The following is a 25905-nucleotide window of genomic DNA, read 5'->3' as shown; positions in this document are numbered from 1 at the left end:
TCCCTTGCATGTGCTGTCAGGCATTCAGCCGATTGCCTGCTTAGGTCAGTTTTGTTGCGGATCGTTGACGAGCGCCGAAATGCCGACGAATTCGATGCCGCGGCCGCCTGCCTCTTCCATCCAGTCGGCGATCGTCGCCACGCTCTCGTCGAAGGCGGAGGCGACGCCGATCGCCGTGCCGTTGCGCCGCGCGACACGTTCGAGTTCGTCGAGCTTGCGCAGGATCGCATTGCGGCTGAGTTCGCTGTCGAGAACCAGATCGGCAAAGCCATGCGGCGCGCCGAGGGCGCCGGAGAGCGTTCCGGAAAGCGATTGCGCCGAGGTGCCGTCGTCGAGGAACAACAGGCCGCGTTTGCCGAGGTCGCGCATCACCGGCTCGAGCGCATCCGCATCGGAGAGAAAGCGGCCGCCGAGATAGTTCATGATGCCTGTATAATTGGTGATCTGGCCCATGCTGCGGTGCAGCTCGGCGAGATTCTTCGTGGCGCCGCGGGAGACGAGAAGCGCATGCGGTCCGGGGTCGTTGTCCGGATAGTCGAAGGGTTCCATCGGGATCTGCAGGAGGATCTCGTGGCCGTCGCGACGCGCATCCTGCATCCAGCGCTGCAGGCTGTTGCCGGCCGCGGCGAAGGCGAGCGTCACGTCCGGCGGCAGATCGCGGATCGCCCGCTGGGTCCCCGTCTGGCTGAGGCCGAGGCCGCCGACGACGAGCCCGATGCGGGTGCCGCGGGCGCCGGACCAGGGCCGGGCATATTGATCCATGGGCCGCAAGCCGTCCGGGCCGATGATCGGCAACCGGCCCTCAGGCGTGGCTTCGATGAGGTCCTCGTTCGGGAGCGCCGCCATGCGGGGGTCCTGACCGCGCATCGCCCCGGCACTGATCAGCGCCGGGCCCTCGCCGCCGCGCGGCCTCGGCGTGAATTTCGTGACCGTCGCGCCGTCGTCGGTGAGGATCTCCTCGACATGGGCGCCGGAATGAGCGGCGCTCGGGCGAAGGGAGCCGGCTGCTGCCTTCGCGGATGCGGCATGCTCGGCGGCCGACTGGCTCGTTTCAGAGCTCGCGCCCGGGTCCGATGTGCGGAGCAAGGGATCGGGCCTCAGGGCGGCCCACGCGGAAAGCCCGGCGACGGCAAGCGTGAAGATACCGAGGAATGCATAGCCGGACAGCCGGTGCGGGTCACGCTTGCGCTGAGGCCGCTTCTTCGGGCCTTGGCCAAGGGGGGTATTGAGATCAGTTCCCAAACGGAGCCTCGACCTTTGGAAGTTGCCGGTGAGGGATGCGCCCGCTCGCGAAGAATCATCGGCAGTCGGCTACACTGCCGATGCATAATATAAAGGCGCCGGGTTGAACAGCCCGGCGCCTTTTGTCTCATTCGCTTCGCCGTCCGCCTTACTTCTTGAGCTCGGCCTGTTCGGGATTGGCCGGGAAGGACGGATCCGTCTTCTTGCCGCGCAGGAGGTCGAGCGCGTAGTTCAGCTGAATGTCGTCCTTGGCCTCCGGCGGCACATAGGCGACCGAACCGGAGCCCTCGTCGTCCTCGTTCTGGCCCTTGATGTGGCCGCGCAGATCGGACTCGCCCTGGGCCTCGACCTTGCCGAGGAGTTCCGGCGGCAGCGGCTGTTCGACCTTGATGTCCGGGGTGATGCCGGTGCCCTGGATCGACTTGCCGGACGGCGTGTAATAAAGCGCCGTCGTCAGACGCAGTGCGCCCGCATCACCGAGCGGAATGATCGTCTGAACCGAACCCTTGCCGAAGGAACGCGTGCCGAGCACGGTGGCGCGCTTCATATCCTGGAGCGCACCGGCAACAATCTCCGATGCCGAAGCCGAGCCGCCGTTGACAAGGACGATGACGGGCTTGCCATCGGTCAGGTCGCCCGGCGTCGCATTGAAGCGGCGCGTCTCATCGGGGTTGCGGCCGCGGGTCGAGACGACCTCGCCGCGCTCCATGAAAGCGTCGGAAACATTGATCGCCTGGTCGAGCAGGCCACCCGGATTGAGGCGCAGGTCGAGCACATAACCCTTGAGCTTGTCGGCCGGGACATCCGCCTTGACCTTCTCGATGCCCTTCTTCAGGTCGTCGAAGGTCTTTTCGGTAAAGGAGATCACCCGGAGATAGCCGACATCGCCCTCGACGCGGTACTTGACCGCACGCACGGCGATCACGTCGCGGACGATCGTCACTTCGATTGGCTTCTCCGCACCCTTGCGCAGGATGGTGAGCTTGATCGGCGTGCCGACGGCGCCGCGCATCTTGTCGACCGCTTCCTCGAGCTTCAGGCCGCGAACGTCCTGCCCGTCGATCTTCGAAATCAGATCGCCGGCAAGCACGCCGGCGCGAGCGGCAGGGGTGTCGTCGATCGGGCTCGTCACCTTGACGAGATCCTCTTCCATCGTCACCTCGATGCCGAGGCCGCCGAACTCGCCACGCGTCTGCGTGCGCATATCCTCGGCATCGGCCGAGTTCATGTAGCTCGAATGCGGGTCGAGCGAGGAGAGCATGCCGTTGATGGCATTCTCGATGAGCTTGTCGTCCTGCGGCGGCGTCACATATTGCGCGCGCACGCGCTCGAACACATCGCCGAAAATCGCCAGCTCGCGATATGTGGACGAATTGGCCGCCACGGCCGGGATCGTTGCCGAATAGACGACGCCCATCGCCGTCGCCCCCATCAGCGCCCCGACCAGAACAAGTGAAGCTCTACGTATCATTTCGCGCCTTTCCAACTTCTGCTGCGGTCCACCACGGTCGGGAATCAACCGGCTTTCCGTCTTTTCGGAATTCAATGTAAATTGTTGGCCTGTCGGTTTCCAGCGTCAAGGCCGCCGCACTCGCCACTCTTTTTGCACCCATCGTCGCCACCGGTTCGCCTGCCACGACGAATTGCCCCGGGCGGACGCTCACACTCTCCATCCCGGCAAGCACGATATGGTAGCCGTCGCCGGGATTAAGAATGATCATCTGCCCGTAGCTGCGGAAGCTGCCGGCATAGACAACCCACCCGTCCGCCGGCGTGGTCACCAGCGCGCCTGCATTGGTTTCCAGCATGATCCCCTGCAGCGAGTGCCCGGTGCCGTCCGCGTCGCCGAACTGCCGCAGGATCGAACCTGCGGCCGGATAGCTGAGCCTCTGTTGCAATTCCGAAAACACATATGCGGGCGCAATGCGGTTTTTGTCGGGCACCGCGCTCTTGGCGAGTTCCCGCGCCGCCTGGCGCTCGGCCTCGTTCATCCGCAGCCGTTCCTCCTCCTGCGCGCGCGCCGCGGCGGCCGCCTCGCGCACCGAGGAAATCTCGTTTTCGATCGAGGAGATCAGCCCCTCGAGATTGGTCGACTGCAGGGCCAGTTCCTCGGCCTTGCGCTGCTCGGAGGCGAGTTCCGTTGCGTTCTGCTGCCGCAGCTTTTCCTTCTCGGCGACGAGCATCGACATCCGCCGTTCTTCCTCGAGATTGGCGGTCATTGCCGCCGTCAGATCGTCGCGCTGCCTCGCTATGCCGGCGCGGACGTCGGAAAGCGCCTTGAGATCGGCGACGAGGCTGTCGGTCTGTTCGCGTATTTCAGGAACGACGGCGCCGAGCAGGATGGCGCTGCGAACGGAGCCAAGCGCATCTTCCGGCGTCACCAGGATCGCCGGCGGCGGGTTGCGGCCCATGCGCTGCAGGGCGGCAAGCACTTCGGCGAGCACGCCGCGCCGGGCCCCGAGCGAGCGCTTGACCACGTCCTCCTTGGCGCGCAGCTCATTCAGCTTCTTCTCGCCCTCGGCAATCTGCCGTTCGAGGTCCTGGCGCTTCGCCGCCGAATCGACGATCGCAGAGCGCAACGCGGCGTTGCTCTTGTCGATCTCGGCAATCGTCTGCTCGAGAGCCGCGGCGCGGTCGCGCGAAAGGCCGATCGTCTTCGACAGCGCCTCGAGTTCGCTGCGCGTGCTGTCGCGCCTCAGGGTCAGGTCGGCGGCGGGATCCGGCGGTCCCTGCTCGGCAGCGGCCGGGCCTGGAGCGGCGGCGCCGGGATCCTGCGCCACCGCCGGCGCGACGGTCGACAGGAGAACGGCGGCGATCGCCGCGCGCCGGCCGATCTGCCCGACGGCAAATTTCATCCGGGCCACGTCGGCACTGTTCCTGGCGCGCGTCATCCTGTCTCTTGGGGTAAGCAAATAAATCAGGAAACCCTAATCCGATTTGCCCGATGCCACCAACACATATTCTTGTTATCGCCGTCGAGTGAGACTCAGATTCGGTGATACGGATGGCCGGCGAGGATAGTCACGGCCCGATAGAGCTGTTCGGCAATCAGGATGCGCACGAGTTGGTGCGGCCAGGTCATCTTACCGAGGCAGAGAATGGAATCTGCCCGGGCATGCAGCGCCGGATCGAGCCCGTCGGCACCGCCGATGGCGATCATCAGATCGCGCTTGCCGTTGTCGCGAAACGTGCCCAGCAGCGCCGCGAAACTCTCTGAATCGAGCGCCTTGCCGCGTTCGTCGAGCAAGAGCAGCAGGCTGCCCTCGGCAAGCGCCTTTTCGAGCTGGGCCGCTTCCTCGCGCTTGCGCGTCTCCGCATTGGCAGCACGGCTCTCGTTGACCTCGACGACGCGCGCCAGTTCCAGGCCGAGGGCCGGCCCCGCCTTGGCAAAGCGATCGAGATAACGGGCCGCGAGGTCCTTTTCCGGCCCCGCCTTCAGGCGGCCGACTGCGAAAAGTCCGATGCGCATTGACCCGTTCCACCCCCACCGGCATCCGATCGAAGAGGTTTTTCGATCAGCAAAAACCCTTCTGCCGGCATCCTCCCAATCGGGCGATGACAGCCACATCTCAAATCGGCACCGGTCGTCGCTCCGTCCTGAGGCTAGAGGTCAGGAACGGGCGGCGCGTCTCAGTGCAGGGTGCTGTCCTCGATCTCCGGGGCGGCCCACATCTTTTCGATGTTGTAGAACTCCCGGATCTCGGGCCGGAAGATGTGAACGATCACATCGCCGGTGTCGATCAGCACCCAGTCGCCACCCTCAAGGCCTTCGACGCGGGGATTGCCAAGGCCCTCGTCCTTCAGGTCCGTCACCAGGTGGTCGGCAATGGCCATCACATGCCTGTTCGAACGCCCGGAGACGACGACCATGAAGTCTCCCAACGCCGACTTTCCGGCAATGCTGATGGTGATGATATCTTCTGCCTTCGAGTCCTCTAGGCTTTCGAGGACCAGCTTAAGCGCACGGACAGCGGCTTCGTCGCTCAGTTCCGTGCTGCGCGGGACTGCGGAGACCGCATATCCCTTGGCGTGTGCTGTTGTCAGGGTCTTTCCTTTCCAAATGAACAGAACAAGCACTTCCGGTTCGTTATCGAGGTCGAACCGTGCTTCAAATGTAGGCACCAAACCGGTGCGGTTTCAAGACGCGAGAAATAAATGACGGGAATTCACCCGGAATTGGCGGAACGGAGCGCCGTCGAGCTCAAGGAGGAGCGGGGTCCGTGGATGAAAGTCCAGGCCGGCGCCCGCCGAGATGCGAGCGTCGGCGCGTCGTCCTCGTCGATTCGCGCCCGGCTGAAGGTCCTGGCCATGCGCGACGACAGATAGGCGAGAGTCGAGCCGGGCCTGTCGATCACCGCGATCGGGAAGGTGCCGACGATCCGGCGCCAGTCCTGCCAGCGATGAAAGCTCCGGAGATTGTCGGCCCCCATTACCCAGACGAAGCGGACGCCGCGATTGCGTGCCCGGACGAAGCCCAGGGTGCGCGCCGTATAGCTCTGGCCGAGGGCCTGTTCGAAGGCGGTGACCTTTATGCGCGGATTGCCGGCGATCTTCTCGCTCATCGCGATCCGCTCGGCGAGCGGCGCGAGATTGTTGCGGTCCTTCAGCGGATTGCCGGGCGTCACCATCCACCAGAGCTGGTCGAGCCCGAGCTTGCGCAACGCCGTCTCAGCAACGAGCACATGGCCGTCATGGGGCGGGTTGAACGACCCGCCGAAGAGGCCGACGGCCATGCCGCTCTCGACATGCGGCATGCGCAGATATTCCGGCTTCACATGCGCAGCTGTCGTCAGGGCCGCACCTGTCCCGTGCCGCGCACGCGATATTTGAACGAGGTGAGCTGTTCGACGCCGACCGGCCCGCGGGCATGCATCTTGCCCGTGGCGATGCCGATCTCGCCGCCCATGCCGAACTCGCCGCCATCGGCAAATTGCGTCGAGGCGTTGTGCAACAGGATGGCCGAATCGATTTCGGTGAAGAAGCGCTCGACGACGGCCGGATCCTCGGCAATCACCGCCTCCGTATGGGCCGACGACCAGCTGTTGATGTGCTCGATGGCACCGGAAATGCCGTCAACGAGTTTTGCCGAGATGATCGCGTCGAGGTATTCGGTCGCCCAGTCCTCGTCGGACGCCGCCTTCAAGCCGGGAAGCAGGCCTTGCAACTCTTCGGAGACGCGCACCTCGCAGCCGGCGTCGAACAATCCTTGAAGCAACGGTTTCGCCAGCCGGTCGGCGGCGTTGCGGTCGATCAGCAGCGTCTCGGCGGCGCCGCAGATGCCGGTGCGGCGCATCTTGGCATTGACGACGATGTTTTTCGCCATCTCGAGATCGGCGGAGGCATCGACATAGATATGGCAGAGGCCTTCGAGATGGGCGAAGACCGGCACGCGGGCCTCGTTCTGAACGCGGGCGACGAGGCTTTTGCCGCCGCGCGGCACGATCACGTCGATTGCGCCGTTCAGTCCCGAAAGCATGGCGCCGACGGCGGCGCGGTCGGCGACCGGCACCATCTGGATCGCGTCCTCCGGCAGGCCGGCAGCCTTCAGTCCCTCGACGAGGCAGGCATGGATCGCCCGCGACGAATGGAAACTGTCTGAGCCGCCGCGCAGGATCACTGCATTGCCGGCCTTGAGGCAGAGCGCGCCGGCATCCGCCGTGACGTTCGGACGGCTTTCATAGATCACCCCGATGACGCCGAGCGGCGTGCGTACCCGCTCGATATGCAGGCCGTTCGGCCGGTCCCATTCGGCGATGAGGTCGCCGACCGGATCCTTCAGAGCCGCGATCGCGCGGATGCCGTCCGCCATGTCGCGAATGCGGCCGTCCGTCAGCGTCAGCCGGTCGATGAAGGCCTTGGCGACACCGCTCTCTTCAGCGTTTTCGAGATCGATCGCATTGGCCGCGAGGATGTCGCCGCTCCTCGCGATGATCGCCTCGGCCATGCCGACGAGCGCCGCATGCTTGCGCTCGGCGCTGGCTATGGCGAGCGGTCGGGCGGCCGCCTTGGCGCGACGGCCGATCTCCAGCATGATCGCGTTGACGTCTGAGCCGTTCTCGACCGCCTCAAGCATGGAGCTTGCCTTTCTTCTCGTTCTTCTCCTCCCCGGTCCGCGCGGCGGCCGGGGCGGTCATAACCATATCGTCGCGATGCACCATGGCGGTGCGGCCGGCATAGCCGAGGATCGCGGCGATCTCGGCCGATTTCTTGCCGGCGATCTGGCGCGCCTCATCGGCGTCGTAGCCGGCCAGCCCGCGGGCGATCTCGCGGCCGGCACCGAGGATCGCAATCGTGTCGCCGCGGCTGAACGTCCCGGTCACCTGGCGGACACCGGCCGGAAGCAGGCTCTTGCCGGAGCGCAGCGCCGCCTCCGCGCCGGCGTCGATCGCAATCGAACCGGCAGGCAGGAGCTGCCCGGCGATCCAGGTCTTGCGGGCGGTCACCGGCGAACCGGACGGCGCGAACCAGGAGGAACGGGCACCCGCCTCGATCGCCTGCAGCGGATGCTCCGGCTTGCCAGAGGCGATGATCATAGCGCAGCCGGCCGTCGTGGCGATCTTGCCGGCATCGATCTTCGTGCGCATGCCGCCGCGCGACAGCTCGGAAGCTGCACCGCCGGCCATCGCCTCGATCTCCGGGGTGATCTCGGCGATTGTATCGAGGAAGCGAGCCTCAGGATCGAGATGCGGCGGGGCGGTATAGAGCCCGTCGATATCGGACAACAGCACGAGCAGGTCGGCGCCGACCATCGTCGCCACGCGGGCGGCTAGCCGGTCGTTGTCGCCATAGCGGATTTCGGTGGTGGCGACCGTGTCGTTCTCGTTGATGATCGGCACGGAGCCGAGTTTCAGCAGCTGATTGATCGTGGCGCGCGCATTCAGATAGCGGCGCCGCTCCTCCGTATCGCCGAGCGTCAGCAGGATCTGGCCGGCAATGATCCGATCCGTCGAAAGGCTTTCCGACCAGGCGCGGGCGAGCGCGATCTGGCCGACGGCGGCGGCCGCCTGGCTTTCCTCGAGCTTCAACGCGCCGCCCGGCAGGTTCAAGACGGTGCGGCCGAGCGCGATCGCCCCCGAGGAGACGACCAGCACCTCGACGCCCTTGGCCTTCAGCGCCGCGATATCGGCGCACATGGCGTCGAGCCAGCTCTTCTTCAGCCCGGTCTTGCGGTCGACGAGGAGCGCCGAGCCGATCTTGATGACGATCCGGCGGTGCCTTTCGAGCGGTTTGCGGTTCGCGGCCATGTCAGGCTTGCTCCTCGCCGGCCTTGGCGGCGGCAATGACGTCGCGCAGGGCCCTCAGCGCCTCGATCATACCCCTGTTGGTCACGGCCGAGATGAGCAGCGGCTGTGCGCCGCAGGCCTTGGCGAGCGCCTTCGACTTCGCCTTCAATTCGTCCTCGTCGAGAACGTCGGTCTGGGACAGGGCGACGATCTGCGGCTTGTCTTCAAGCCCGCCGCCATAGGCCTCGAGCTCGTGCTTGACGGTCTTGTAGGCCTTGGCGACATCTTCTTCCTGGGCCGAGACCAAATGCAAGAGCACCCGGGTGCGCTCGACATGGCCGAGGAACCGGTCGCCGATGCCGACGCCCTCATGGGCGCCCTCGATCAGCCCGGGAATGTCGGCGATGATGAATTCCTGGCCGTCGATGGTGGCGACGCCGAGATTGGGGTGCAACGTCGTGAAGGGGTAGTTGGCGATCTTCGGCCGGGCGCGCGTGCAGGCGGCAAGGAAGGTCGACTTGCCGGCATTCGGCAGGCCGACGAGGCCGGCATCGGCGATCAGCTTCAAGCGCAGCCAGATGGTCTTCTCCTCGCCTTCGAGGCCGGGATTGGCCCAGTTCGGCGCCTGGTTGGTCGAGGATTTGAAATGGGCGTTGCCGAAGCCGCCATTGCCGCCGGCAGCGAGCCGATAACGCTGGCCTTCCGCGATCATGTCGACGATCAGCGTCTCGTTGTCCTCTTCGAAAATTTGCGTGCCGACCGGCACCTTCAGCGTGACGTCGGCGCCCTTCGCGCCGGTGCGGTTGCGGCCCATGCCGTGGACGCCGGTCTTGCCCTTGAAGTGCTGCTGGTAGCGGAAGTCGATCAGCGTGTTGAGGCCGTTCACCGCCTCCACCCAGACATCGCCGCCGCGGCCGCCGTCGCCGCCGTCCGGCCCGCCGAACTCGATGAATTTTTCGCGGTGGAAGGAGACGGCGCCGGCGCCGCCATCCCCGGACCGGATGTAGACTTTCGCTTCATCGAGGAATTTCATGGTCTCGCCATTTCTGTTCGGCTTGTTGACGTTGGAGCAGAACGCGGCAAAAACCGCAGAGTTTCGCTGATCCCGCTCGCCGCCGCCATCGATATAGGCGGTTCCGACGGAGGTCAAAGACTATCGCATGAAGAACCCGCCAAAGCTGAGGCTCCGGCGGGTCGGTTCGTCAGGCCGGCCGGCGCAGATCCTCGGCCGTTAGGCGCGTTTCGATATGCGCCACCATGGCATTGCGGGCGAGCGCATAGATTTGGCTGCAGCCGGTGACCCGGAAGCCGAGTTTCTCCTGCACCTTGAGCGAGGCCGGATTGTCGGCGAAGACCCCCGAATGCAGCACCGTCTCCGGCATGCGGCGGAAGAAGCGTTCGACGGCGCCATGCACCGCCTCGCTCGCCAGCCCCTTGCCCCAATAGAAGCGGTTCAGCCAATAGCCGACGTGCCATTCGCCGTGCCTAAGCTCGATGCCGACGCAGCCGATATGGACGTCGTCGCCGGAGGTGACGGCAAGCGTCCAGTCGGGCAGGACGCTCGCCGTCTGGCGGTTCAGCCAGTCGAGCGCATCTTGCTGGTGATAGGGCGCCGGCACCCGAGCCAGCATGCGCGCCACCTGGAAATCGGCGAGCGACTGGGCGATCGAAGCCGCATCCGACAGCCGATGCGGGCGGAGCCTCAGCCGCTTTGTCTCGATGATCGGGCAGGGACCGGGATCGGGGCGGGTGACCACCCGCGACCGTTCGCTGACGAGCGCGTTCATCGCATGCCTCCCCAGCTCCTGAGTGAAACCCAGGTCTTGCGGTCGAGCCGGTACCATTCGACGGCGACGGTGCCGCCAAGCGCCAGGCTGTCGACCATGCCGGAGCCCTGGAATTGGAAGCCGCACTTCTGGATGACCCGGCGCGAGGCCATGTTCATGACCCGGCAGCGCGCATCGATCTGGTCGATGTCGCGAGTGCGGAAGGCCATGTCGGTCAGCGCCTGCGTCGCCTCGGTTGCATAGCCCTGGTTCCAATAGGGCTCGCCCAGCCAGTAGCCGAGCTCGACCGTCTTGCCGTCGGCATGCGGCTCGATCCCGCAGCAGCCGAGGAATGCGCCATTGTCCGCTTTGGTGATCGCGTAGACGCACTTGCCAATCGTGCCGGGACCAATCGTGCCGGCTTTGGCACGTCGCACGAAATCGGCCGCATCCGCCGTCGTGTACGGGTGCGGCATGCGCGAGACCATGGTGGCGATATTGGCGTTGTTGGCAAGATGGGCAAGGGCGTCGATATCGTCTTCGTGGGGGGCGCGCAAAACGAGCCGGGGCGATAACAATATCGGGCAATCGGTCCTTGACCGCTGAGGCCTCAGCCTTTGTTCGGGAGACCGGGATTGGTCTTCCCTCAAGAGCTCGGTTTGCATGGTTCTTCCTCCAGAGACGTGAAAAAGGGGAGCTGGGTATTGCCCCATCTCCCCTTTGAAGTCTGGCTTTTGAACCTTGCGGGTGCGTCAGCCGGGTCGATGAGACGCCGGCTGTTTTAGAGCGCTACCGGCTTATTCCGCTGCTTCGGCTTTCGGCATTACAGACACGTAGACTCGGCCGTTGGCCTTCGTACGGAAGTCCACGTTGCCGGCCGTAAGCGCGAAAATCGTATGATCCTTGCCGAGGCCGACATTGGCGCCGGCATGCCACTTCGTGCCGCGCTGGCGCACGATGATGTTGCCCGCAATGACGGCTTCGCCGCCGAACTTCTTCACGCCAAGGCGCTTGGACTCAGAATCGCGACCGTTGCGCGACGAACCGCCAGCTTTTTTGTGTGCCATTGGTGTTCTCCTTTAAACCTTCGATCCCGAACTCAGTTTGCAGCTTCAGCTTCAGCGGCGGCTTCGGTCTTCTTCGAAGCCTTCTTCGCCTTGCCGCCGGCCGCAGCGATGTCCAGGATGCGGACGATCGTCTGATGCTGGCGATGGCCGCGCGAGCGCTTGGAGTTCTGGCGGCGGCGCTTCTTGAAGGCGATGACCTTCTTGGCGCGGCCCTGGTCCACGACCTCGGCGCTGACCACGGCACCTTCGACAAACGGAGCGCCGATGGTTGCGTCGGCGCCGACGCCGACCATCAGGATCTCGGTGAATTCGATCTTGTCGCCTTGAACGCCTTCCAGCTTTTCGATGGTGATGACGTCGTTGGCCGCCACGCGGTACTGCTTACCGCCGGTCTTGATGACTGCGAACATATTTTATCCTTTCATGTTCGGTCCGGCTCTTTGCCCGAGGACAAGGCCGTCTTTTTGTCAGTCGTTACGTTGAGCGGAGCGATGCAAGGAACCCCCTTGACCTCCGCCAGTGAACAGGCACAAACCGTTACCCGCCGCGGTGCGGGCAGGCCACACCACTTCATGGCGCGGATTACGGGAGTCGCCCTTCCTTGTCAAGGCGAAAGCCACGGACTTGAAGATATTCTTCTTTCTGCCCCTTGTCAGCGGCCGAAACTGCCGCTATGAACCGGCCGCGCTTCAACAGCGCCAACCGGCCCCGCGGAGAGGTGGCAGAGTGGTTGAATGCACCGCACTCGAAATGCGGCATGGGTGCAAGCCCATCGGGGGTTCGAATCCCCCCCTCTCCGCCATAAATCACGCCAAAGTTTAAACAGGTTCACCGCCGCGTCGTGCCACCGCACGCGGCCGCCACATGCTCCGACTCAAGGCATCGGCTGCCCAATCTGCCCAAAGTTCCGCCGGCGGCAGCCAGATCCAGCCCCCTGCCTCGTCGCCGACGACCTCCGACTTGCTGGCCGTGGCGCAGGCGGCGGTCAGCAGGCAGATCCAGGCAGCGCGTTTTTCGTGGTCGGTTTCGGTGGTGACCTTCTGCAGCAAACAGTCATTGTGCCAGCCGATGAAGTCGAGGAGGCGAGCGATGACGCCGCTCTCGACCGCTTGTGCATAGAGCCAATCGAACTTGTTGCGTTTCGCGGCCCTTGAGCTCGCAAATCGCTCATCGGCGAGAAGGACGCCGAGAAAGGCGTTGGGGAAGGCCTCGATCGCGGCGCCGGGGATGACGGATCGGCCAATCGGTGCGGCAGCGGCCAGGTGGCTGACTTGCGCGGCCGTTTCGGCGGCGGCTTTTCTGAGCGCCAGACCGTGGCCGAAGTGACTGAGGCCCGGCTTGCAGCGTCGCTGGAAGGCGCCGCGGGTGAAGAGGCGCTCGCACAGGCGGTCGAGCGTGTCGGGGGCGCCCGGCGGCGTCAGGGGGCCGTCGATGGCGATCACCGCGAAAGTCGTCAAGAGGGGAATGTGCCGCTGCCGCCGCTCCCAGTCGGTGTGCGTCCTTGCGGAGCCGACGGCATCGCCGAGGCTCCAGGCTATGCCCGTCGTCGGGCGGGACCGGGCATAGCCGACGTCGATGCCGAGCAGCTTGTCGAAGCGCATCCTTTCGCTCCCATTGCATCCACGTTTCCGCACGAGGCTATGTGCCCGTCGGCTCAGCCCTATTGGCGCGCAGCCAGGCCTCCAAGGCGGCGATCACCGACAATCTGAGACTGGCGCCGCGGGTCAGCGCGCCGGAAAGGGCGCGGCCCTCGGCTTCAAATCCCATCTCCTGCATCACATCCTGAGGCGTCAGCCGGCGCCGGGCCGTGATCGCCTTGATCTCGGCGATGGTGGAGGGAAGCAGGTAGCGGCCGCTGGCGATGGGTGTTTGCGCCGGCAGATCGGAAGACGCCGGGGCGGGGAAGGTCAGTCTCGGAGCGAGTGCCCCCGCGCCCTTGGCGGCAAGCCAGGTCAGGAAGGCGTCGCGCTCGGCATCCGTCGCTTTCGCCCAGGAGTTCTTGAGCTTATCGAGGCGGGTGCGTTCCGGCTCGATGCCGGCGAGCACGAAGACCTTGCGTGCCGAGCCGATCTCACCGGCGAGGAGGGCGCGATAGATGTCCGGGAACTCGGTTTTCAGCCGCTGCAGGTGGACGTCATCGCGCCTCGTCTTCTTCGACATCATGAACCTCGACCCTCGATCCTGACGGTCCTCTAACCTGCGTAAGCGGCGAGGGCGAGGAAAAACGTCGGCCAGCTGCTACGTCGGCGTCGATTGGCACGGTCGTGGCGGACCTCAAGCTCTGCACAAGCCGGCCCTTCCATCCTGGCGCCAACAGCCGGAATGATTCGGCGAAGGAAGGACGATGAATGTCTGACATTGTTGAGCACTATAGCGATCCGCAGGATGCGAGCTTGGCCCTCTACCTGATAGAGAATGACGGCGACGAACTCACCGATATTCTGGTTGCCGCGCTCGAGGATGCGTTCCGGATCCTCCGTGAGGATTGGTCTTCCCAGACGATGCATTGAGACGGTCGGCGCTACAGCGCCGCGCGTCTTATCAGACGCGCAAAGGTCGCTGTAGCACTTTGGATTGCTGCATGTCTTTGTCCTTAAATCGAGGTCGATTTAAGGAGACATGCAGTAGCCCCCCTCCAACAATCGCTCCATGGATGCGGCCACCCGCAGCAGCGTTCCGTCGAAGCCGTTTCGAGCCATCAGCATCAGCCCCGCCGGCAAGGCAGTGCCGGGCATCGGCAGCGTGATTGCCGTCAGGTCGAATTGGTTGGCGACCTCGGTGTTGCGCAACAGCAGACCCTCGACACGGCGATAGGCCTGCCTGTCATGCTCCACGGAGGCGATCGGGACGGCGGGGATCGGTGTCGTCGGCAGCAGCGCGAGGTCGAAGGGCGCGAGGCGCTCGTCCATGGCGCGGATGAGCGTGCGGCGCGTCCGCAGCAGGTTTTCGATTGCCGCGTCGGGAACGGTGAGACGGCGGCGGAGCGGGGATTTGACGCGCGCATCGACCGGAGCGTTCTCGTCGAGGAGCCAGTCCGCATGGATGCGGCTTGCCTCGAGTCCGGCGAGGGAGCCGATTGCGGTGGCCTCGGCGAAGCGGCCTAGCAAATCGTCGAGGTCGCATGCGGCGATTGTTGCGCCCGCGCGCGAAAGCCTCTGCAGGCTCGCCTCGAAGGCCGTGGCGATATCGGGCGCGAGGTCGTCGAAGAGCACACCCTTCGGGATTGCGAGCTTCAGGCCGGCGATCGGCAGTGGCGTTAGTGGTTCGGGTGGCTCGCCGGCCATGATTGCATCCGCTGCCGCGCAATCGGCGACGCTCAGCGCCAGCGGGCCGATCGAATCGAGGCTGGGCGACAGCGGAAAGACGCCATCGAGCGGCACGCGGCGGGCGGTCGGCTTGAAGCCGACGAGGCCCTGGAGCGCGGCCGGAATGCGAACCGAGCCGCCGGTATCGGAGCCGATGGCGATGCCGCTCGTGCCTTCCGCTACCGAAACACCCGCCCCCGAGGAGGAGCCGCCGGGGATGAGGCTCGCGTCAAGCGCGTTGCCGGGCGGCGGGTAATGCGGGTTGAGACCGACGGCCGTGAAGGCGAACTCGGTCATGTGCGTCTTGCCGATGATCACCGCGCCGGCGGCGCGCAGGCGCCGGACGGTCGTCGCGTCCGCCGCCGCGGGCGGCGCGTTGCGCCGGATGATCGAACCGGCAAGCGTCGGCTCGCCGGCAACGTCGAAGAGGTCCTTTATCGAGACGATGCGGCCGTCGAGCGGACCGAGCCCCGTACCTTCCTGGCCCCTGCGGTCGGCGGCTTCCGCTTCGGCGCGGGCGGATTCGCTATAGAGCTTCATGAAGACGCGCTCGTCGCCGCGGCGCTCTCCCAAGCGCGTGAGAATGGCTTCGAGCCGGTCGCGGGACGGGGTGTTCGAATGGGGCAAGGCAAAGACCTCATAGGTGCGGCGCCGATGCGCACCGATCGGATATATACGCGAGCGGCATGCGAGATGTATCCGTTGAGCGGCGAGGATTTCCAGATTCCGATCAGGAAGACGTCGATGCAGAACCGGAAATCGCCTGTCATCCTCGATTCAACGGCAATCCAACGGTGAAGTACGACCCGCCGCGCCGGACGTTGAGCATCTGGTTCGTCGGCAATCACCGACCTTATTATTATCTCGGCGTCCCGATGCATGTTTACGAAGAACTCCTGCAGGCGGATTCGGCCGGCGGCTATTTCAACCACCGCCTACGCGACCATTGCGATTTCCTGCATTGAGCGCCCCTTGATCCCGCTGCCGCAACCTTCCTCCCGCGGGCGGGGCGAAGATGCCGGCAGGCAGATGAGGGGCACCGACATCGGCGGAGGTTCCCTTCGGGAACTCCGCTCCCTTCACAGAACTGTCGCCAATCCGTTCAAATAGTTTCATGCGCCTGTAAAGCCGCTGACATGCATGGCGCCAATGGTCCGCTTGCGAGAACGATGATTCGCGAAAACGGAACCGGAGGCAGGATTTGGCCGCTGTTCGAGACACGCTTACCAGGCGTTCCTTTCTCCTATCGGCCGGTGCTGCCGGTCTCGTCGCTTCTTCCGGGCTTGCGACCCCCTTCTATGCCCGTGGCTACGGCCGGCCGGATTTCGTCCACGGCGTGCAGTCCGGCGATGTCGATACACGGTCGGGAATGATCTGGACGCGGGTCGACCGGCCGGCGCGGGTTGCGGTCGAATATTCGACCACCGAAAGCTTTTCGAACGCCGTCCGGCTCCCCGACATCGATGCGACGCCGCAGACCGATTGCGCGGTGAAATGCAGCCTCGACAATCTGCTGCCCGACCAGGACATCTTCTACCGCTTCACCGCCACCGATCTCTATGACGGCAACCGCGTTTCCGAGCCGATCGTCGGCCGCTTCCGCACCGCGCCCTTGCGCCGTCGGTCGGTGCGCTTCGTCTGGTCCGGCGATACCGCCGGCCAGGGCTGGGGGATCGACGAGGTCGGCATGAAGACCTATTCGACGATGCGGCTGCACGAGCCGGATTTCTTCATCCATTCCGGCGACACGATTTATGCCGACAACCCGATCCCCGACGAGATCAAGCTTCGCGACGGCGGCATGTGGAAGAACCGCATCGTGACGCCGGAGAAGCGCGATGTCGCCCGGACGCTCGAGGAATATCGCGGCCAATGGAAATACAATCTGCTCGACGAGCACGTGCGGGAACTCAATGCCGCCTGCCCGACCTTCTATCAATGGGACGACCACGAGGTCCTGAACAACTGGTCGGCTTCGACGGATCTTCGCGACGATCCGCGCTATCCGGAGAAGGACGTGGCCGTCTATGCATCCCGTGCGGCGCGCGCCTTCCACGAGATGACGCCGATCCGCACGCTGCCGACCCAGCCGGGGCGGATCTTCCGCAAGATCGCCTACGGTCCGCTGCTCGACGTCTTCTTCGTCGATCTGCGTTCCTATCGCGGCCCCAACCAGGGCGGCGAGGCCGGCCTCTTGGGCTGGCGCCAGACGGACTGGCTGAAACGCGAACTTGCGGCGTCCCGCGCCACCTGGAAGGTGATCGCCTGCGACATGCCGATCAGTCTCGTCGTCTGGGACGACTATTCGAGGAAGCGCGGATCGGACGCGATCGCCGATGGCGACCATGGCGCGCCCAAGGGGCGCGAGACGGAATTTGCCGATATGCTGCGCTTCATCCGTGACAATGCGATCGACAATATCGTCTGGCTGACGGCCGACGTGCACTATACGGCCGCGCATCACTACGACCCGTCGCGCGCCGCCTTCAAGGAATTCTCACCCTTCTGGGAATTCGTCTCCGGGCCGCTCCATTCCGGCACCTACGGGCCGAAGGAGCTCGACATGACCTTCGGACCGGAAGTCCGCTTCATCAAGGCGGCGGCCGGCGGCATCGACAGCAACCTGCCGCCCTCGGCCGGCCTGCAATTCTTCGGCATCGTAGATATCAGCGGCCAGACCGAGCAGCTGACCGTGCGGCTCATGGACAGGCAGGACAAGGAGCTTTGGCGGGTGACGCTCGATCCGGCCGCCGTTGCGTGACGTGCTTTTTGCAAAGCTGCTCCGCGCGCCGGCCCCCTTTCGCTCGTGCAAAAAAACCTGTATGAGCGCGGCAACTGAAAAAGCGGTGCCCGCCTTGGCGCGCGCGCCCAGAACTTTCCGAGACAAAAAATGAGCATTCGTAACATCGCGATCATCGCGCACGTTGACCATGGGAAGACCACGCTCGTCGACGAACTTCTGAAGCAGTCGGGCTCGTTCCGCGAAAACCAGCGCGTCGCCGAACGCGTCATGGATTCCAACGATCTGGAAAAGGAACGCGGTATTACCATTCTCGCCAAGGCGACCTCGGTCGAGTGGAAGGGAACGCGCATCAATATCGTCGACACGCCCGGCCACGCCGACTTCGGCGGCGAGGTCGAGCGCATCCTGTCGATGGTGGACGGCGCGATCGTGCTGGTTGATGCTTCCGAAGGGCCGATGCCGCAGACCAAGTTCGTGGTCGGCAAGGCGCTGAAGGTCGGCCTGAAGCCGATCGTTGCGATCAACAAGATCGACCGGCCGGACGGCCGCCACGAGGAAGTCATCAACGAAGTCTTCGACCTCTTCGCAGCGCTCGACGCGACCGACGAGCAGCTCGACTTCCCGATCCTCTACGGTTCGGGCCGTGACGGCTGGATGAACGTCAATCCGGAAGGTCCGAAGGACCAGGGAATGGGCCCGCTGCTCGACCTGGTTCTGAACCATGTTCCCGAACCGACGGTGGCGGAAGGGCCGTTCCGCATGATAGGCACGATCCTCGAGGCAAACCCCTTCCTCGGCCGCATCATCACCGGCCGCGTCCACTCCGGTTCGGTCAAGCCGAACCAGGCCGTGAAGGTGCTCGGACAGGATGGCAAGCTGCTCGAATCCGGCCGTATATCGAAGATCCTCGCCTTCCGCGGCATCGAGCGTCAGCCGATCGAGGAAGCCCATGCCGGGGACATCGTCGCGATCGCCGGTCTCACCAAGGGCACCGTCGCCGACACCTTCTGCGATCCTTCGGTGGCCGAGGCGCTGACGGCCCAGCCGATCGACCCGCCGACCGTCACCATGTCCTTCATCGTCAACGATTCGCCGCTGGCTGGCACCGAGGGCGACAAGGTGACCTCGCGCGTCATTCGCGACCGGCTGTTCAAGGAAGCCGAAGGCAACGTCGCGCTCAAGATCGAGGAATCGTCCGAGAAGGACTCCTTCTTCGTCTCCGGCCGAGGTGAATTGCAGCTCGCCGTGCTGATCGAAACGATGCGCCGCGAAGGCTTCGAGCTTGCCGTTTCGCGTCCGCGCGTCGTCATGCACAAGGATGACAACGGCCAGCTGCTCGAGCCGATCGAGGAAGTCGTCATCGACGTCGACGAGGAACATTCCGGCGTCGTCGTGCAGAAAATGTCGGAGCGCAAGGCCGAAATGGTCGAGCTGCGTCCGTCGGGCGGCAACCGCGTCCGGCTCGTGTTCTTCGCGCCGACCCGCGGGCTGATCGGCTATCAGTCGGAGCTTCTGACCGACACGCGCGGCACGGCGATCATGAACCGGCTGTTCCACGACTATCAGCCCTACAAGGGCGAGATCGGCGGCCGCATCAACGGCGTGCTGCTGGCCAACGAGCCGGGCGAGGCCGTGGCCTACGCGCTGTTCAACCTCGAAGACCGCGGCCCGATGGTGATCGAGCCGGGCGAGAAGGTCTATGAGGGCATGATCATCGGCATCCACACCCGCGACAACGATCTCGAAGTCAATGTGTTGAAGGGCAAGAAGCTCACCAACATGCGTGCCGCCGGCAAGGACGAGGCCGTCCGCCTGACGCCGCCGATCAAGATGACGCTTGAGCGGGCGCTTTCCTGGATACAGGACGACGAACTGGTGGAAGTGACGCCGAAGTCGATCCGGCTTCGCAAGCTGCATCTCGATCCGCATGAGCGCAAGCGCTTCGAAAAGGCCCGCACCGCCGGCGCGGCGTAATTTCGAGAAAATCGACAGCTGCATGAGAACCCCGGAGCGATCCGGGGTTTTTTGCTGTGTGTGCCTTTCGCGGCCGGCTTGCGGATAAAGTTAAAATCACGTTAACCTTCTCATGGATGCCGTTAAAGTTGCCTGTGGGTTAAGCTTGGCCGGCAGACGGGCGGGATTCCGGTTCGCCGGGTCGTGTGTTTAGAGTCAGGTCATGAAGACTGTTTCGATCGAGGTCAGGCCCGGGGAGCCGCATGAGGCGGCGGCGATTGCCGATGTGCATCGCGTATCATGGCTGCAGGCCTATGGCGGACTCATTCCGCACCGCCCGCTGGTCAGGATGGTCAACCGTCGCGACGAGATCTGGTGGCGGAAGGCGACGCGCGGGCCGGCCACACTGCTCGTCGTCGATGTCGCGGGAACGATAGCCGGCTATGCAACGCTTGGCCTGAGCCGCGCCCGGGCGCTGCCGCAGGAAGGCGAGATCTATGAGATTTATCTGCGCCCGGAATATCAGGGCCTCGGGCTTGGCCGGAAGCTCTTCGGCGAGGCGAAGAGCCTGTTGAAATCGCTCGGCTGCGAAGGGCTGGTCGTCTGGTGCCTCGAGGACAGCGAGCTTGCCTATAATTTCTTCCTGTCGGCTGGCGGGCGCGACGTTGCCGAGGGCATGGAAGACTTCGGCGAGAAATACCTGAAGAAGGTCGGTTTGGTCTGGAAATAGGCGCTTTCGGCGCGCCTTCGCAGACCCTACTTCGGTTTTGTCGTCCGGAATAAGTTTTCTGCCCATATTTGGCCGTGTCGCCTGCCTATGGCAATTCCGCCCGTCCGGACGAAAGTCATGTTGCATCGCCGCATGTTTCCCTTTATCCGACGGGCGACTTTCTAAACGGCCCTGGAGGTGCTCATGCGGATCGACGCGATTTCCATCGGAAAGAATCCACCCGAAGATATCAACGTGATTGTGGAAGTGCCGGTCGGCGGCCATCCGATCAAGTACGAGATGGACAAGGAAGCCGGCACGCTGGTCGTCGATCGCTTCCTCTACACGCCGATGACCTATCCGGGCAATTACGGCTTCGTCCCACACACGCTTTCCGATGATGGCGATCCGATCGACGTCTTGATCTGCAATACGCGGCCGCTGGTCCCGGGCTGCGTCATCAATGTGCGCCCGATCGGCGTGATGATGATGGAAGACAATTCGGGCCAGGATGAGAAGATCATCGCGGTTCCGTCGGCGCACCTGACCAAGCGCTACGACAAGGTGCACGACTATACCGACCTGCCGGAAATCACCCTGAAGCAGATCGAGCATTTCTTCGAGCACTACAAGGATCTGGAGCCCGGCAAGTGGGTGAAGATCTTCGGCTGGAAGGATGCGGGCGTCGCCAAGCAGTTGATCCGCGAAGCGGTCGAGCGCGCCAAGACGAAAAAGTAACTAGCTGGTCTCACCGGCGAGTTCGCTGAGACGTTTCTGGATAGCCTCCGGATCGGCCTCGATCCGGAGGATTTTTTTGCGTTGCGTGTCGCCGGAGATGAGCGCGATCCTGTTTCGGGCGATGCCGAAGGACTTGGCGAGAAGGGCGATCAGGGCCTGGTTCGCCCTGCCCTTTTCCGGCACGGCGCGCACTCGCACCTTGAGGTGCTCCTCGCCGTCGGCCGCCGTTTCCAGGCCGTCAATCGCGTCTCGGCCGCCGTTCGGCGTCAGCCTCACCGTCAGGCGCGCATGGTCGCCGAAGCCAGTCAGGGCGCCGCGTGCCACGTCAGAGCGGGATGCGCTCACATGCGTTCGTGCCACCGCTCTCTCTGCTTGTTTTTGACGCATTTGTGCGACGCCAGGTGATTCCACCTAACTGCAAAATGCTTAGCGGATGAGCGCCGGCGCGATCGTCGTGTTCAGGAAGAGCTGGATGAAGTAGAGGATCACCAGGACGACGAGAGGCGAAAGGTCGACGCCGCCCATGTCCGGCAGGAAGCGGCGGATCGGCCGGTAAAGCGGCTCGGTCAGCTGGTAGAGCGAGCGGCCGATCATGTTGATCGCCTGGTTGTTCACATTGATCACGTTGAAGGCATAGAGCCAGGAAAAGATCGCCGACGCGATGATCAGGAACCACGCGATGTTGATGATGAAATTCAAGGTGCCGATGACAGCAATCATGCCCGTCTCCAAATCTTTGTCGCCAGACATGTAGACATTGCGAACCAAACGAGCAAGTACGACGCTCAAACCCCGCGCTATCATGTTTAACGCGAGGCGTTATTGTCTCCGGGAGTGCTTCCGTCATGTCGGCCGTCCATACTGCGCATCGTTTTGCCGCCTTCCGGCATGTCGGCTACCGACGCTATTTCGTCTCGCGCTTCCTTGCCTATTTCGCCGTGCAGATCATGTCGGTCTCGGTCGGCTGGCAGATTTACGACCTGACGCGGGATCCTTTCGCGCTTGGGCTGATCGGCCTTTTCCAGTTCCTGCCGTCGCTTCTCCTCATCCTCGTCACCGGCAGCGTGGCGGATCGCTACAATCGCCGCGTCATCATGGGGCTCTGCATGCTCGTCGGCACGCTCTGCGCCGCGGCCTTGCTGGTGCTGACGGTCACCGGCTTGTTCGCGCCCTGGCCGGTCTATGCGATCCTCATCGTCTTCGGCATCGAGCGGGCCTTTCTGACGCCGGCCGCGCAATCGCTGGCGCCCAATCTCGTGCCGGTCGAGGATCTGCCGAATGCGATTGCCTGGAATTCGAGCTCCTGGCAGACGGCGACGATCGTCGGGCCCGTGGCGGGCGGCCTGATCTACGGCCTAGGCCCGATGGTGCCCTATACCGTCAGCCTCTGCTTCTTCGCGGCGGCGGCGCTGATGGTGTTTGCCGTGCCGAAGCCCGCCCAACGCTCGCCCGCCTCGGCGCAGAACTGGCAGACGATCACCGCGGGCTTCCGCTACATCAAGGCCGATAAGGTCGTGCTCGGGGCGATCTCGCTCGACCTCTTCGCGGTGCTGCTCGGCGGCGCGGTGGCGCTGATGCCGGTTTTCGCGCGCGATATTCTGGTGCTCGGCCCATGGGGGCTGGGCCTGTTGCGCGCTGCCCCGGGCGTCGGCGCCGTCGGCATGGCCATCTGGCTCGCCGCCCACCCGATCCGCAACCGGGTAGGTCTCTCCATGTTCGTCGGCGTGGCGCTCTTCGGCCTAGCCACGATCGTCTTCGGCCTGTCGGCGACGCCGTGGATATCGATCGCCGCGCTCGTCGTCATGGGTGCAGCGGACATGATTTCGGTCTATGTGCGCGAAAGCCTAATCGCGCTTTGGACGCCGGACGAGCTGCGCGGCCGGGTGAATGCCGTCAACGCGGTATTTGTCGGCGCCTCCAACGAGCTTGGCGAGTTTCGCGCCGGCACTATGGCGGCCGGCTTCGGCGCCGTCTTTGCCGTCGTCTTCGGCGGGCTCGGCACGCTGCTGGTGTCGCTCATCTGGGCGACCGGTTTCCCGCAATTGCGCAGGATCGACAGGCTCGACGTGCCGGAGAGGCGCTCGACTGCATAATTTCGGCCGGCGCAGCGAAAATGCCAGAAACGGCCCCTCATCCCGCTGCCGCGACCTTCTCCCCGTGTTGACGGGGAGAAGGGGCGATGCCGCGCCGGCCCAAGTCCCCTCTCCCCGTCAAAACGGGGAGAGGGTTAGTCCTCGGGTTAAACCCGAGGAGAGGGGCGTTCATCGGGCACACGAGGTCCCGCCGCTGTTTCGCCGCGCAGAAAAATCAGTTCGAGAAAATTCTCCATCCAGGTCCGCAAGGGGTGGTCGTGGATCATCCGGCCCTCGAGATGCGCCTTGCCCAATTGGGCGCCAGGCAGGACGAAGCGGTGGGCGCCATGCACGACCCAGCGGTGCATCATCGCCCGTGTCAGTTCGCCATGGAACTGGATGCCCCAGGCGTTCTCGCCATAGCGGAAGGCCTGGTTCGGATAGGTGTCGCCGGTCGCGAGCAGTTCGGCGCCCTTCGGCAGATCGAAGCCTTCGCGGTGAAAATGATAGACCATGTCAGGCCAGTCGAGGAGCGCCTTGCCGGCCTCGGTGGCCTCAAGCGGATACCAGCCGATTTCGGTCATGCCCTCGTGATGGGGGGCGACCTTGCCGCCGAGATTGCGGGCAAGCATCTGGGCCCCGAGGCAGATGCCGAGATAGGGTTTGTTTTCCAACAGCGGCACCGACAGCCAATCGATCTCGCGGCGAACGAATTCCTCCTCGTCATTGGCGCTCATCGGCCCGCCGAAGATGATCGTTCCCGAATGACCCTCGAGCGTTGGCGGCAGCTCGTCGCCAAGCGCCGGGCGGCGGATATCGAGGGAAAAGCCCTTTTTCTCGAGAATATGGCCGACGCGGCCTGCGCTCGACCGCTCCTGATGAAGGACGACGAGGATCGGTCTCTTGGCGTCGCAAGCTTCTCGCGGCATCGTCAGCTTTCCTGTTGTGCCTCGTTCTCCTCCTCGACCATGTCGATCTTGGCCGCTGCCTCCCGCCGTTTCAAGACCCGGTCACGCCCGGAGACGCCGAGGAGATCGGCGATCCGCCAGATTGCGTGATCCTCCATTTCGCTGCGTGCGCCGTCGGCATAGACGATGTCCCACAACATGCCGACGAGTTCGATGCGCTGGTCCTCGGAGAGATGGCGCTTGATCTCGGAGGTGAAGCGGTAGAAGTCGATCGCCTCGCTTTCGGCGGTTTCGCCCGCCGCGACCAGCGCGTTGAGCGCAGCATCGTCGAGCCTGTAGTGCTCCTTGATGATCTTGCGCATCGTGCGGCGTTCCGACGAACGGATGGCGCCGTCCGCCTCCATCACCTGAAAACAGAGCCCGATGACCGCCACGCGCGGATCGTCCTTGCCGATTCGCGCACCCGTACCCGTCAGTTCTTCGAGAAACGCTCGAAACCGTTCAAACATGCCTATGCCCACAGCCCGTAAAACCAGAACTCAGAACAGCCGGAAGCTGGCCTTGCTGCCTTCTTCCGCCACCCGCTCGCGCACGCCGGGATCGTCCGGCGGCCGCCCGAAGAAAGGGGCGGCCGCCTCTTTCTCGGCAGCGGTTTCCTCGCTCTTGGCGGGCGGAGCCGCGGGTTCTTTCCGCTCGGGCACCTTTATCGGGGCAGGCGTCGGGATCGGGCGTTCCGCTTCCAGCACGGGCTGGCCCTCTTCAGGCTTGGTCGCAGCCGGGGGCGCCTTCACGATCGCCGGCTGGTCGGGTGCGACCGGAGGCAGGCTGCGGATGGCATCGTCGGGGCTCAGGCGACCGCCCTCGGTGTAGCCGGCAAGCGGCGAGGGGGGTGCCTTCCATTCGAAGGCGTCGAGCCGGCCGCTGACCGGCGAGACCGGCAGCCAGGTGGGCGAGGTCACGCCATCGGCGGTCCAGGCCGGATCGCGCGGGCTCCTGAGCGCCTGCGCCATCCAGTGGCGGATGCGGCCCTCGTCGCCGGTGTCGGCCTCTTCGATGTCGGCAAGCAGCAGGAAGATGCTTTCGCTCGGCGCCAGCCGGACGGCGGCTTCGGCCTTCTCTCGGGCAAGCGCCAGTTCGCGCGCCTCGAGCGCTGCCTCGGCAACCGTTGCCAGGCTGACCGCATTGTTGCCGCGGAGCGTTTCCAGCCTTCTGGCGCGCTTCAGCCGGTCGACGGCGGAATCGCCGCCGCGTGCCCGGACGTAAAGCCGGGCCACTTCCGGATGCGGCTCCTGCTTCCAGATCTTTTCGAGGACCGAGGCGCCCTTACGCAGATTGTCCTCGCGAAACAGCGCCTTGGCGGCGACGAGCGCTGCCGGCACCAGCCGATCGTCGAACTTCAACGCGGCGAGCGCGTCGTCGCGGGCGGCTTTCGGATCGGCCTCCAGCTTGCTCGTGGCCCTGGCGGTGAGCAGCACCGCCTTCTTGCGGCTGGCTTCCTTCTTGTCGAGGACGTTGGCGGCGCGGCTCTGGTCGAGAAGGTGGATAGCCTCGTCCCACTCTCCCGCCTGACTCCGCTGGTCGAGGGTCGCCAGAGTCGCCCAGGAAAGGTGCGGCGCCTTTTCGGCAGCCCGTTCCGCATATTGGCGGGCCGCCTCGTTGGCGCCCAGCCGCTTTGCTTCGAGATAGAGCCCGCGCAAGCCAAGCTCGCGCGTTTCCTCGTCGTCCGCCATCAGCTCGAACTTCTTGCGCGCCTCGTCATATTTGCCCTCGATCAGCGCCGTCTGCGCCTCTAAGAGGTGGATGAGCGGTTCCTGGTCGACGCGGATCAGACCTCGCGCGCGACCGGCCATCTTGCGCGCCAGCACAGCGTCGCCGCCGCCCGCCGCGATCAGCCCGGTCGAGAGCGCCTGGTAGCCGCGGTCGCGCTTGCGGGCGCGGAAGTAGCGCGTCACCGTATGGGGCGACAGCCAGATCGCGCGGATCAGCCAGACGGCGATCAGAATCGCGGCGAAAAGCGAGATCAGGATGGTGGCGGCGCGCATCAGGCTCATTTCGATGCGCTGGCCCTGCCAGATCAGCGACAGCTCTCCCGGCCGATCCGCCAGCCAGGCAAAGCCGAGTGCGAGCGCAAGGACGAGCAGGATGAAGAACAGTATCCGGACCATGTCGTCTTCTTTCC

General features: G+C 64.5%; 28 protein-coding genes and 1 tRNA gene. 8 read left to right on the top strand and 21 right to left on the bottom strand.

Annotated features, from left to right (window positions below; all coding sequences use genetic code 11):
* Window positions 1–45: 45 nt before the first annotated feature.
* The 13 genes from ATC00_RS06710 to rplU all read right to left on the bottom strand — a co-directional run bounded on the left by ATC00_RS06710 (window position 46) and on the right by rplU (window position 11708).
* Window positions 46–1242: a divergent polysaccharide deacetylase family protein gene (locus ATC00_RS06710; protein WP_064252325.1), complete on the bottom strand. Its 1197-nt coding sequence runs from the start codon at window positions 1240–1242 to the stop codon at window positions 46–48.
* 148 nt (window positions 1243–1390) lie between these two features.
* Window positions 1391–2713, bottom strand: coding sequence for a S41 family peptidase (locus ATC00_RS06705; RefSeq protein ID WP_037389924.1), 1323 nt, complete (start codon window positions 2711–2713; stop codon window positions 1391–1393).
* Window positions 2703–4133, bottom strand: coding sequence for a murein hydrolase activator EnvC family protein (locus ATC00_RS06700; protein ID WP_052035620.1), 1431 nt, complete (start codon window positions 4131–4133; stop codon window positions 2703–2705). Before ATC00_RS06700 ends, ATC00_RS06705 begins: the two co-directional genes overlap by 11 nt.
* A gap of 95 nt (window positions 4134–4228) precedes the next feature.
* A complete protein-coding gene (gene rlmH / locus ATC00_RS06695) occupies window positions 4229–4711 on the bottom strand; it encodes a 23S rRNA (pseudouridine(1915)-N(3))-methyltransferase RlmH (protein ID WP_037389921.1) in 483 nt (160 codons plus the stop codon).
* 161 nt (window positions 4712–4872) lie between these two features.
* Window positions 4873–5319: a ribosome silencing factor gene (rsfS, locus tag ATC00_RS06690; RefSeq protein ID WP_037390056.1), complete on the bottom strand. Its 447-nt coding sequence runs from the start codon at window positions 5317–5319 to the stop codon at window positions 4873–4875.
* Between the two features lie 89 nt (window positions 5320–5408).
* The gene (locus tag ATC00_RS06685) at window positions 5409–5975 is read right to left on the bottom strand and encodes a nicotinate-nucleotide adenylyltransferase (protein ID WP_234782258.1); all 567 of its coding nucleotides are present in this window, start codon (window positions 5973–5975) and stop codon (window positions 5409–5411) included.
* A 56-nt stretch (window positions 5976–6031) separates the two neighbouring features.
* A complete protein-coding gene (locus ATC00_RS06680) occupies window positions 6032–7315 on the bottom strand; it encodes a glutamate-5-semialdehyde dehydrogenase (RefSeq protein ID WP_037389916.1) in 1284 nt (427 codons plus the stop codon).
* Window positions 7308–8486 (bottom strand): glutamate 5-kinase, encoded by a 1179-nt coding sequence (gene proB, locus ATC00_RS06675; RefSeq protein WP_037389914.1) that lies wholly within the window; start codon window positions 8484–8486, stop codon window positions 7308–7310. The genes ATC00_RS06680 and proB overlap by 8 nt, the downstream gene beginning before the upstream one ends.
* Window position 8487: 1 nt before the next feature.
* Complete coding sequence (gene obgE / locus ATC00_RS06670) at window positions 8488–9498, bottom strand: GTPase ObgE (protein ID WP_037390055.1); 1011 nt, start codon at window positions 9496–9498, stop codon at window positions 8488–8490.
* Between the two features lie 169 nt (window positions 9499–9667).
* Complete coding sequence (locus ATC00_RS06665; protein WP_037389912.1) at window positions 9668–10252, bottom strand: GNAT family N-acetyltransferase; 585 nt, start codon at window positions 10250–10252, stop codon at window positions 9668–9670.
* A complete protein-coding gene (locus ATC00_RS06660; RefSeq protein WP_037389904.1) occupies window positions 10249–10896 on the bottom strand; it encodes a GNAT family N-acetyltransferase in 648 nt (215 codons plus the stop codon). Before ATC00_RS06660 ends, ATC00_RS06665 begins: the two co-directional genes overlap by 4 nt.
* Before the next feature lie 132 nt (window positions 10897–11028).
* Window positions 11029–11298 carry a 50S ribosomal protein L27 gene (gene rpmA, locus ATC00_RS06655; protein WP_012709652.1) on the bottom strand — a complete coding sequence of 90 codons (270 nt, stop codon included), beginning with the start codon at window positions 11296–11298 and terminating at the stop codon, window positions 11029–11031.
* 32 nt (window positions 11299–11330) lie between these two features.
* Window positions 11331–11708, bottom strand: coding sequence for a 50S ribosomal protein L21 (gene rplU / locus ATC00_RS06650; protein ID WP_037389901.1), 378 nt, complete (start codon window positions 11706–11708; stop codon window positions 11331–11333).
* A 302-nt stretch (window positions 11709–12010) separates the two neighbouring features.
* Here rplU and ATC00_RS06645 point away from each other — a divergent pair.
* Window positions 12011–12100 (top strand) — tRNA-Ser (locus ATC00_RS06645).
* 16 nt (window positions 12101–12116) lie between these two features.
* Here ATC00_RS06645 and ATC00_RS06640 read toward each other — a convergent pair.
* Together ATC00_RS06640 and ATC00_RS06635 are read right to left on the bottom strand one after the other, a co-directional pair.
* Complete coding sequence (locus ATC00_RS06640) at window positions 12117–12899, bottom strand: DUF429 domain-containing protein (protein WP_064252324.1); 783 nt, start codon at window positions 12897–12899, stop codon at window positions 12117–12119.
* Window positions 12900–12936: 37 nt separating this feature from the next.
* Entirely contained in the window at window positions 12937–13458 is a 522-nt protein-coding gene (locus ATC00_RS06635) for a hypothetical protein (protein WP_037389868.1), read from the bottom strand.
* A 188-nt stretch (window positions 13459–13646) separates the two neighbouring features.
* Here ATC00_RS06635 and ATC00_RS32890 point away from each other — a divergent pair, with 188 nt between their 5' ends.
* Window positions 13647–13808: a hypothetical protein gene (locus tag ATC00_RS32890; RefSeq protein ID WP_082912095.1), complete on the top strand. Its 162-nt coding sequence runs from the start codon at window positions 13647–13649 to the stop codon at window positions 13806–13808.
* 99 nt (window positions 13809–13907) lie between these two features.
* On the opposite strand, the gene ATC00_RS06630 is transcribed toward ATC00_RS32890, so the two are convergent.
* Entirely contained in the window at window positions 13908–15230 is a 1323-nt protein-coding gene (locus tag ATC00_RS06630; RefSeq protein ID WP_037389866.1) for an amidase, read from the bottom strand.
* A gap of 59 nt (window positions 15231–15289) precedes the next feature.
* On the opposite strand from ATC00_RS06630, the gene ATC00_RS06625 reads away from it, so the two are divergent.
* The 5 genes from ATC00_RS06625 to ppa all read left to right on the top strand — a co-directional run bounded on the left by ATC00_RS06625 (window position 15290) and on the right by ppa (window position 20746).
* Window positions 15290–15568, top strand: coding sequence for a KTSC domain-containing protein (locus tag ATC00_RS06625; RefSeq protein WP_234782256.1), 279 nt, complete (start codon window positions 15290–15292; stop codon window positions 15566–15568).
* 236 nt (window positions 15569–15804) lie between these two features.
* A complete protein-coding gene (locus ATC00_RS06620) occupies window positions 15805–17364 on the top strand; it encodes an alkaline phosphatase D family protein (RefSeq protein WP_037389864.1) in 1560 nt (519 codons plus the stop codon).
* Window positions 17365–17493: 129 nt separating this feature from the next.
* Window positions 17494–19320 carry a translational GTPase TypA gene (gene typA / locus ATC00_RS06615; RefSeq protein ID WP_037389862.1) on the top strand — a complete coding sequence of 609 codons (1827 nt, stop codon included), beginning with the start codon at window positions 17494–17496 and terminating at the stop codon, window positions 19318–19320.
* Between the two features lie 202 nt (window positions 19321–19522).
* Window positions 19523–20029, top strand: coding sequence for a GNAT family N-acetyltransferase (locus tag ATC00_RS06610; RefSeq protein ID WP_037389861.1), 507 nt, complete (start codon window positions 19523–19525; stop codon window positions 20027–20029).
* Between the two features lie 183 nt (window positions 20030–20212).
* Window positions 20213–20746, top strand: coding sequence for an inorganic diphosphatase (gene ppa, locus ATC00_RS06605; RefSeq protein ID WP_037389860.1), 534 nt, complete (start codon window positions 20213–20215; stop codon window positions 20744–20746).
* Here ppa and ATC00_RS06600 read toward each other — a convergent pair whose 3' ends face one another.
* The gene (locus ATC00_RS06600) at window positions 20747–21070 is read right to left on the bottom strand and encodes a DUF167 domain-containing protein (RefSeq protein WP_037389857.1); all 324 of its coding nucleotides are present in this window, start codon (window positions 21068–21070) and stop codon (window positions 20747–20749) included.
* Window positions 21071–21172: 102 nt separating this feature from the next.
* A complete protein-coding gene (locus ATC00_RS06595; RefSeq protein ID WP_012709685.1) occupies window positions 21173–21466 on the bottom strand; it encodes a YggT family protein in 294 nt (97 codons plus the stop codon).
* A gap of 125 nt (window positions 21467–21591) precedes the next feature.
* Between ATC00_RS06595 and ATC00_RS06590 the strand changes: the two genes are divergently transcribed.
* Window positions 21592–22839: an MFS transporter gene (locus ATC00_RS06590; RefSeq protein WP_064252323.1), complete on the top strand. Its 1248-nt coding sequence runs from the start codon at window positions 21592–21594 to the stop codon at window positions 22837–22839.
* 146 nt (window positions 22840–22985) lie between these two features.
* Here the strand turns inward: ATC00_RS06590 and ATC00_RS06585 are convergent, their stop codons facing one another.
* From ATC00_RS06585 to ATC00_RS06575, 3 genes are read right to left on the bottom strand one after another with little or no spacing between them, the layout of a single operon-like run.
* A complete protein-coding gene (locus tag ATC00_RS06585) occupies window positions 22986–23747 on the bottom strand; it encodes a glutamine amidotransferase (protein ID WP_037389851.1) in 762 nt (253 codons plus the stop codon).
* Between the two features lie 2 nt (window positions 23748–23749).
* Complete coding sequence (locus ATC00_RS06580) at window positions 23750–24235, bottom strand: tellurite resistance TerB family protein (protein WP_064252322.1); 486 nt, start codon at window positions 24233–24235, stop codon at window positions 23750–23752.
* Between the two features lie 30 nt (window positions 24236–24265).
* Window positions 24266–25891 carry a heme biosynthesis protein HemY gene (locus ATC00_RS06575; protein WP_037389849.1) on the bottom strand — a complete coding sequence of 542 codons (1626 nt, stop codon included), beginning with the start codon at window positions 25889–25891 and terminating at the stop codon, window positions 24266–24268.
* Window positions 25892–25905 lie beyond the last annotated feature (14 nt).

It is taken from the genome of Sinorhizobium americanum (assembly GCF_001651855.1).
GTDB lineage: Bacteria > Pseudomonadota > Alphaproteobacteria > Rhizobiales > Rhizobiaceae > Sinorhizobium > Sinorhizobium americanum.
The sequence above is the reverse complement of the archived record's forward strand: the minus strand, read 5'-3'. Positions and strand labels throughout refer to the sequence as shown.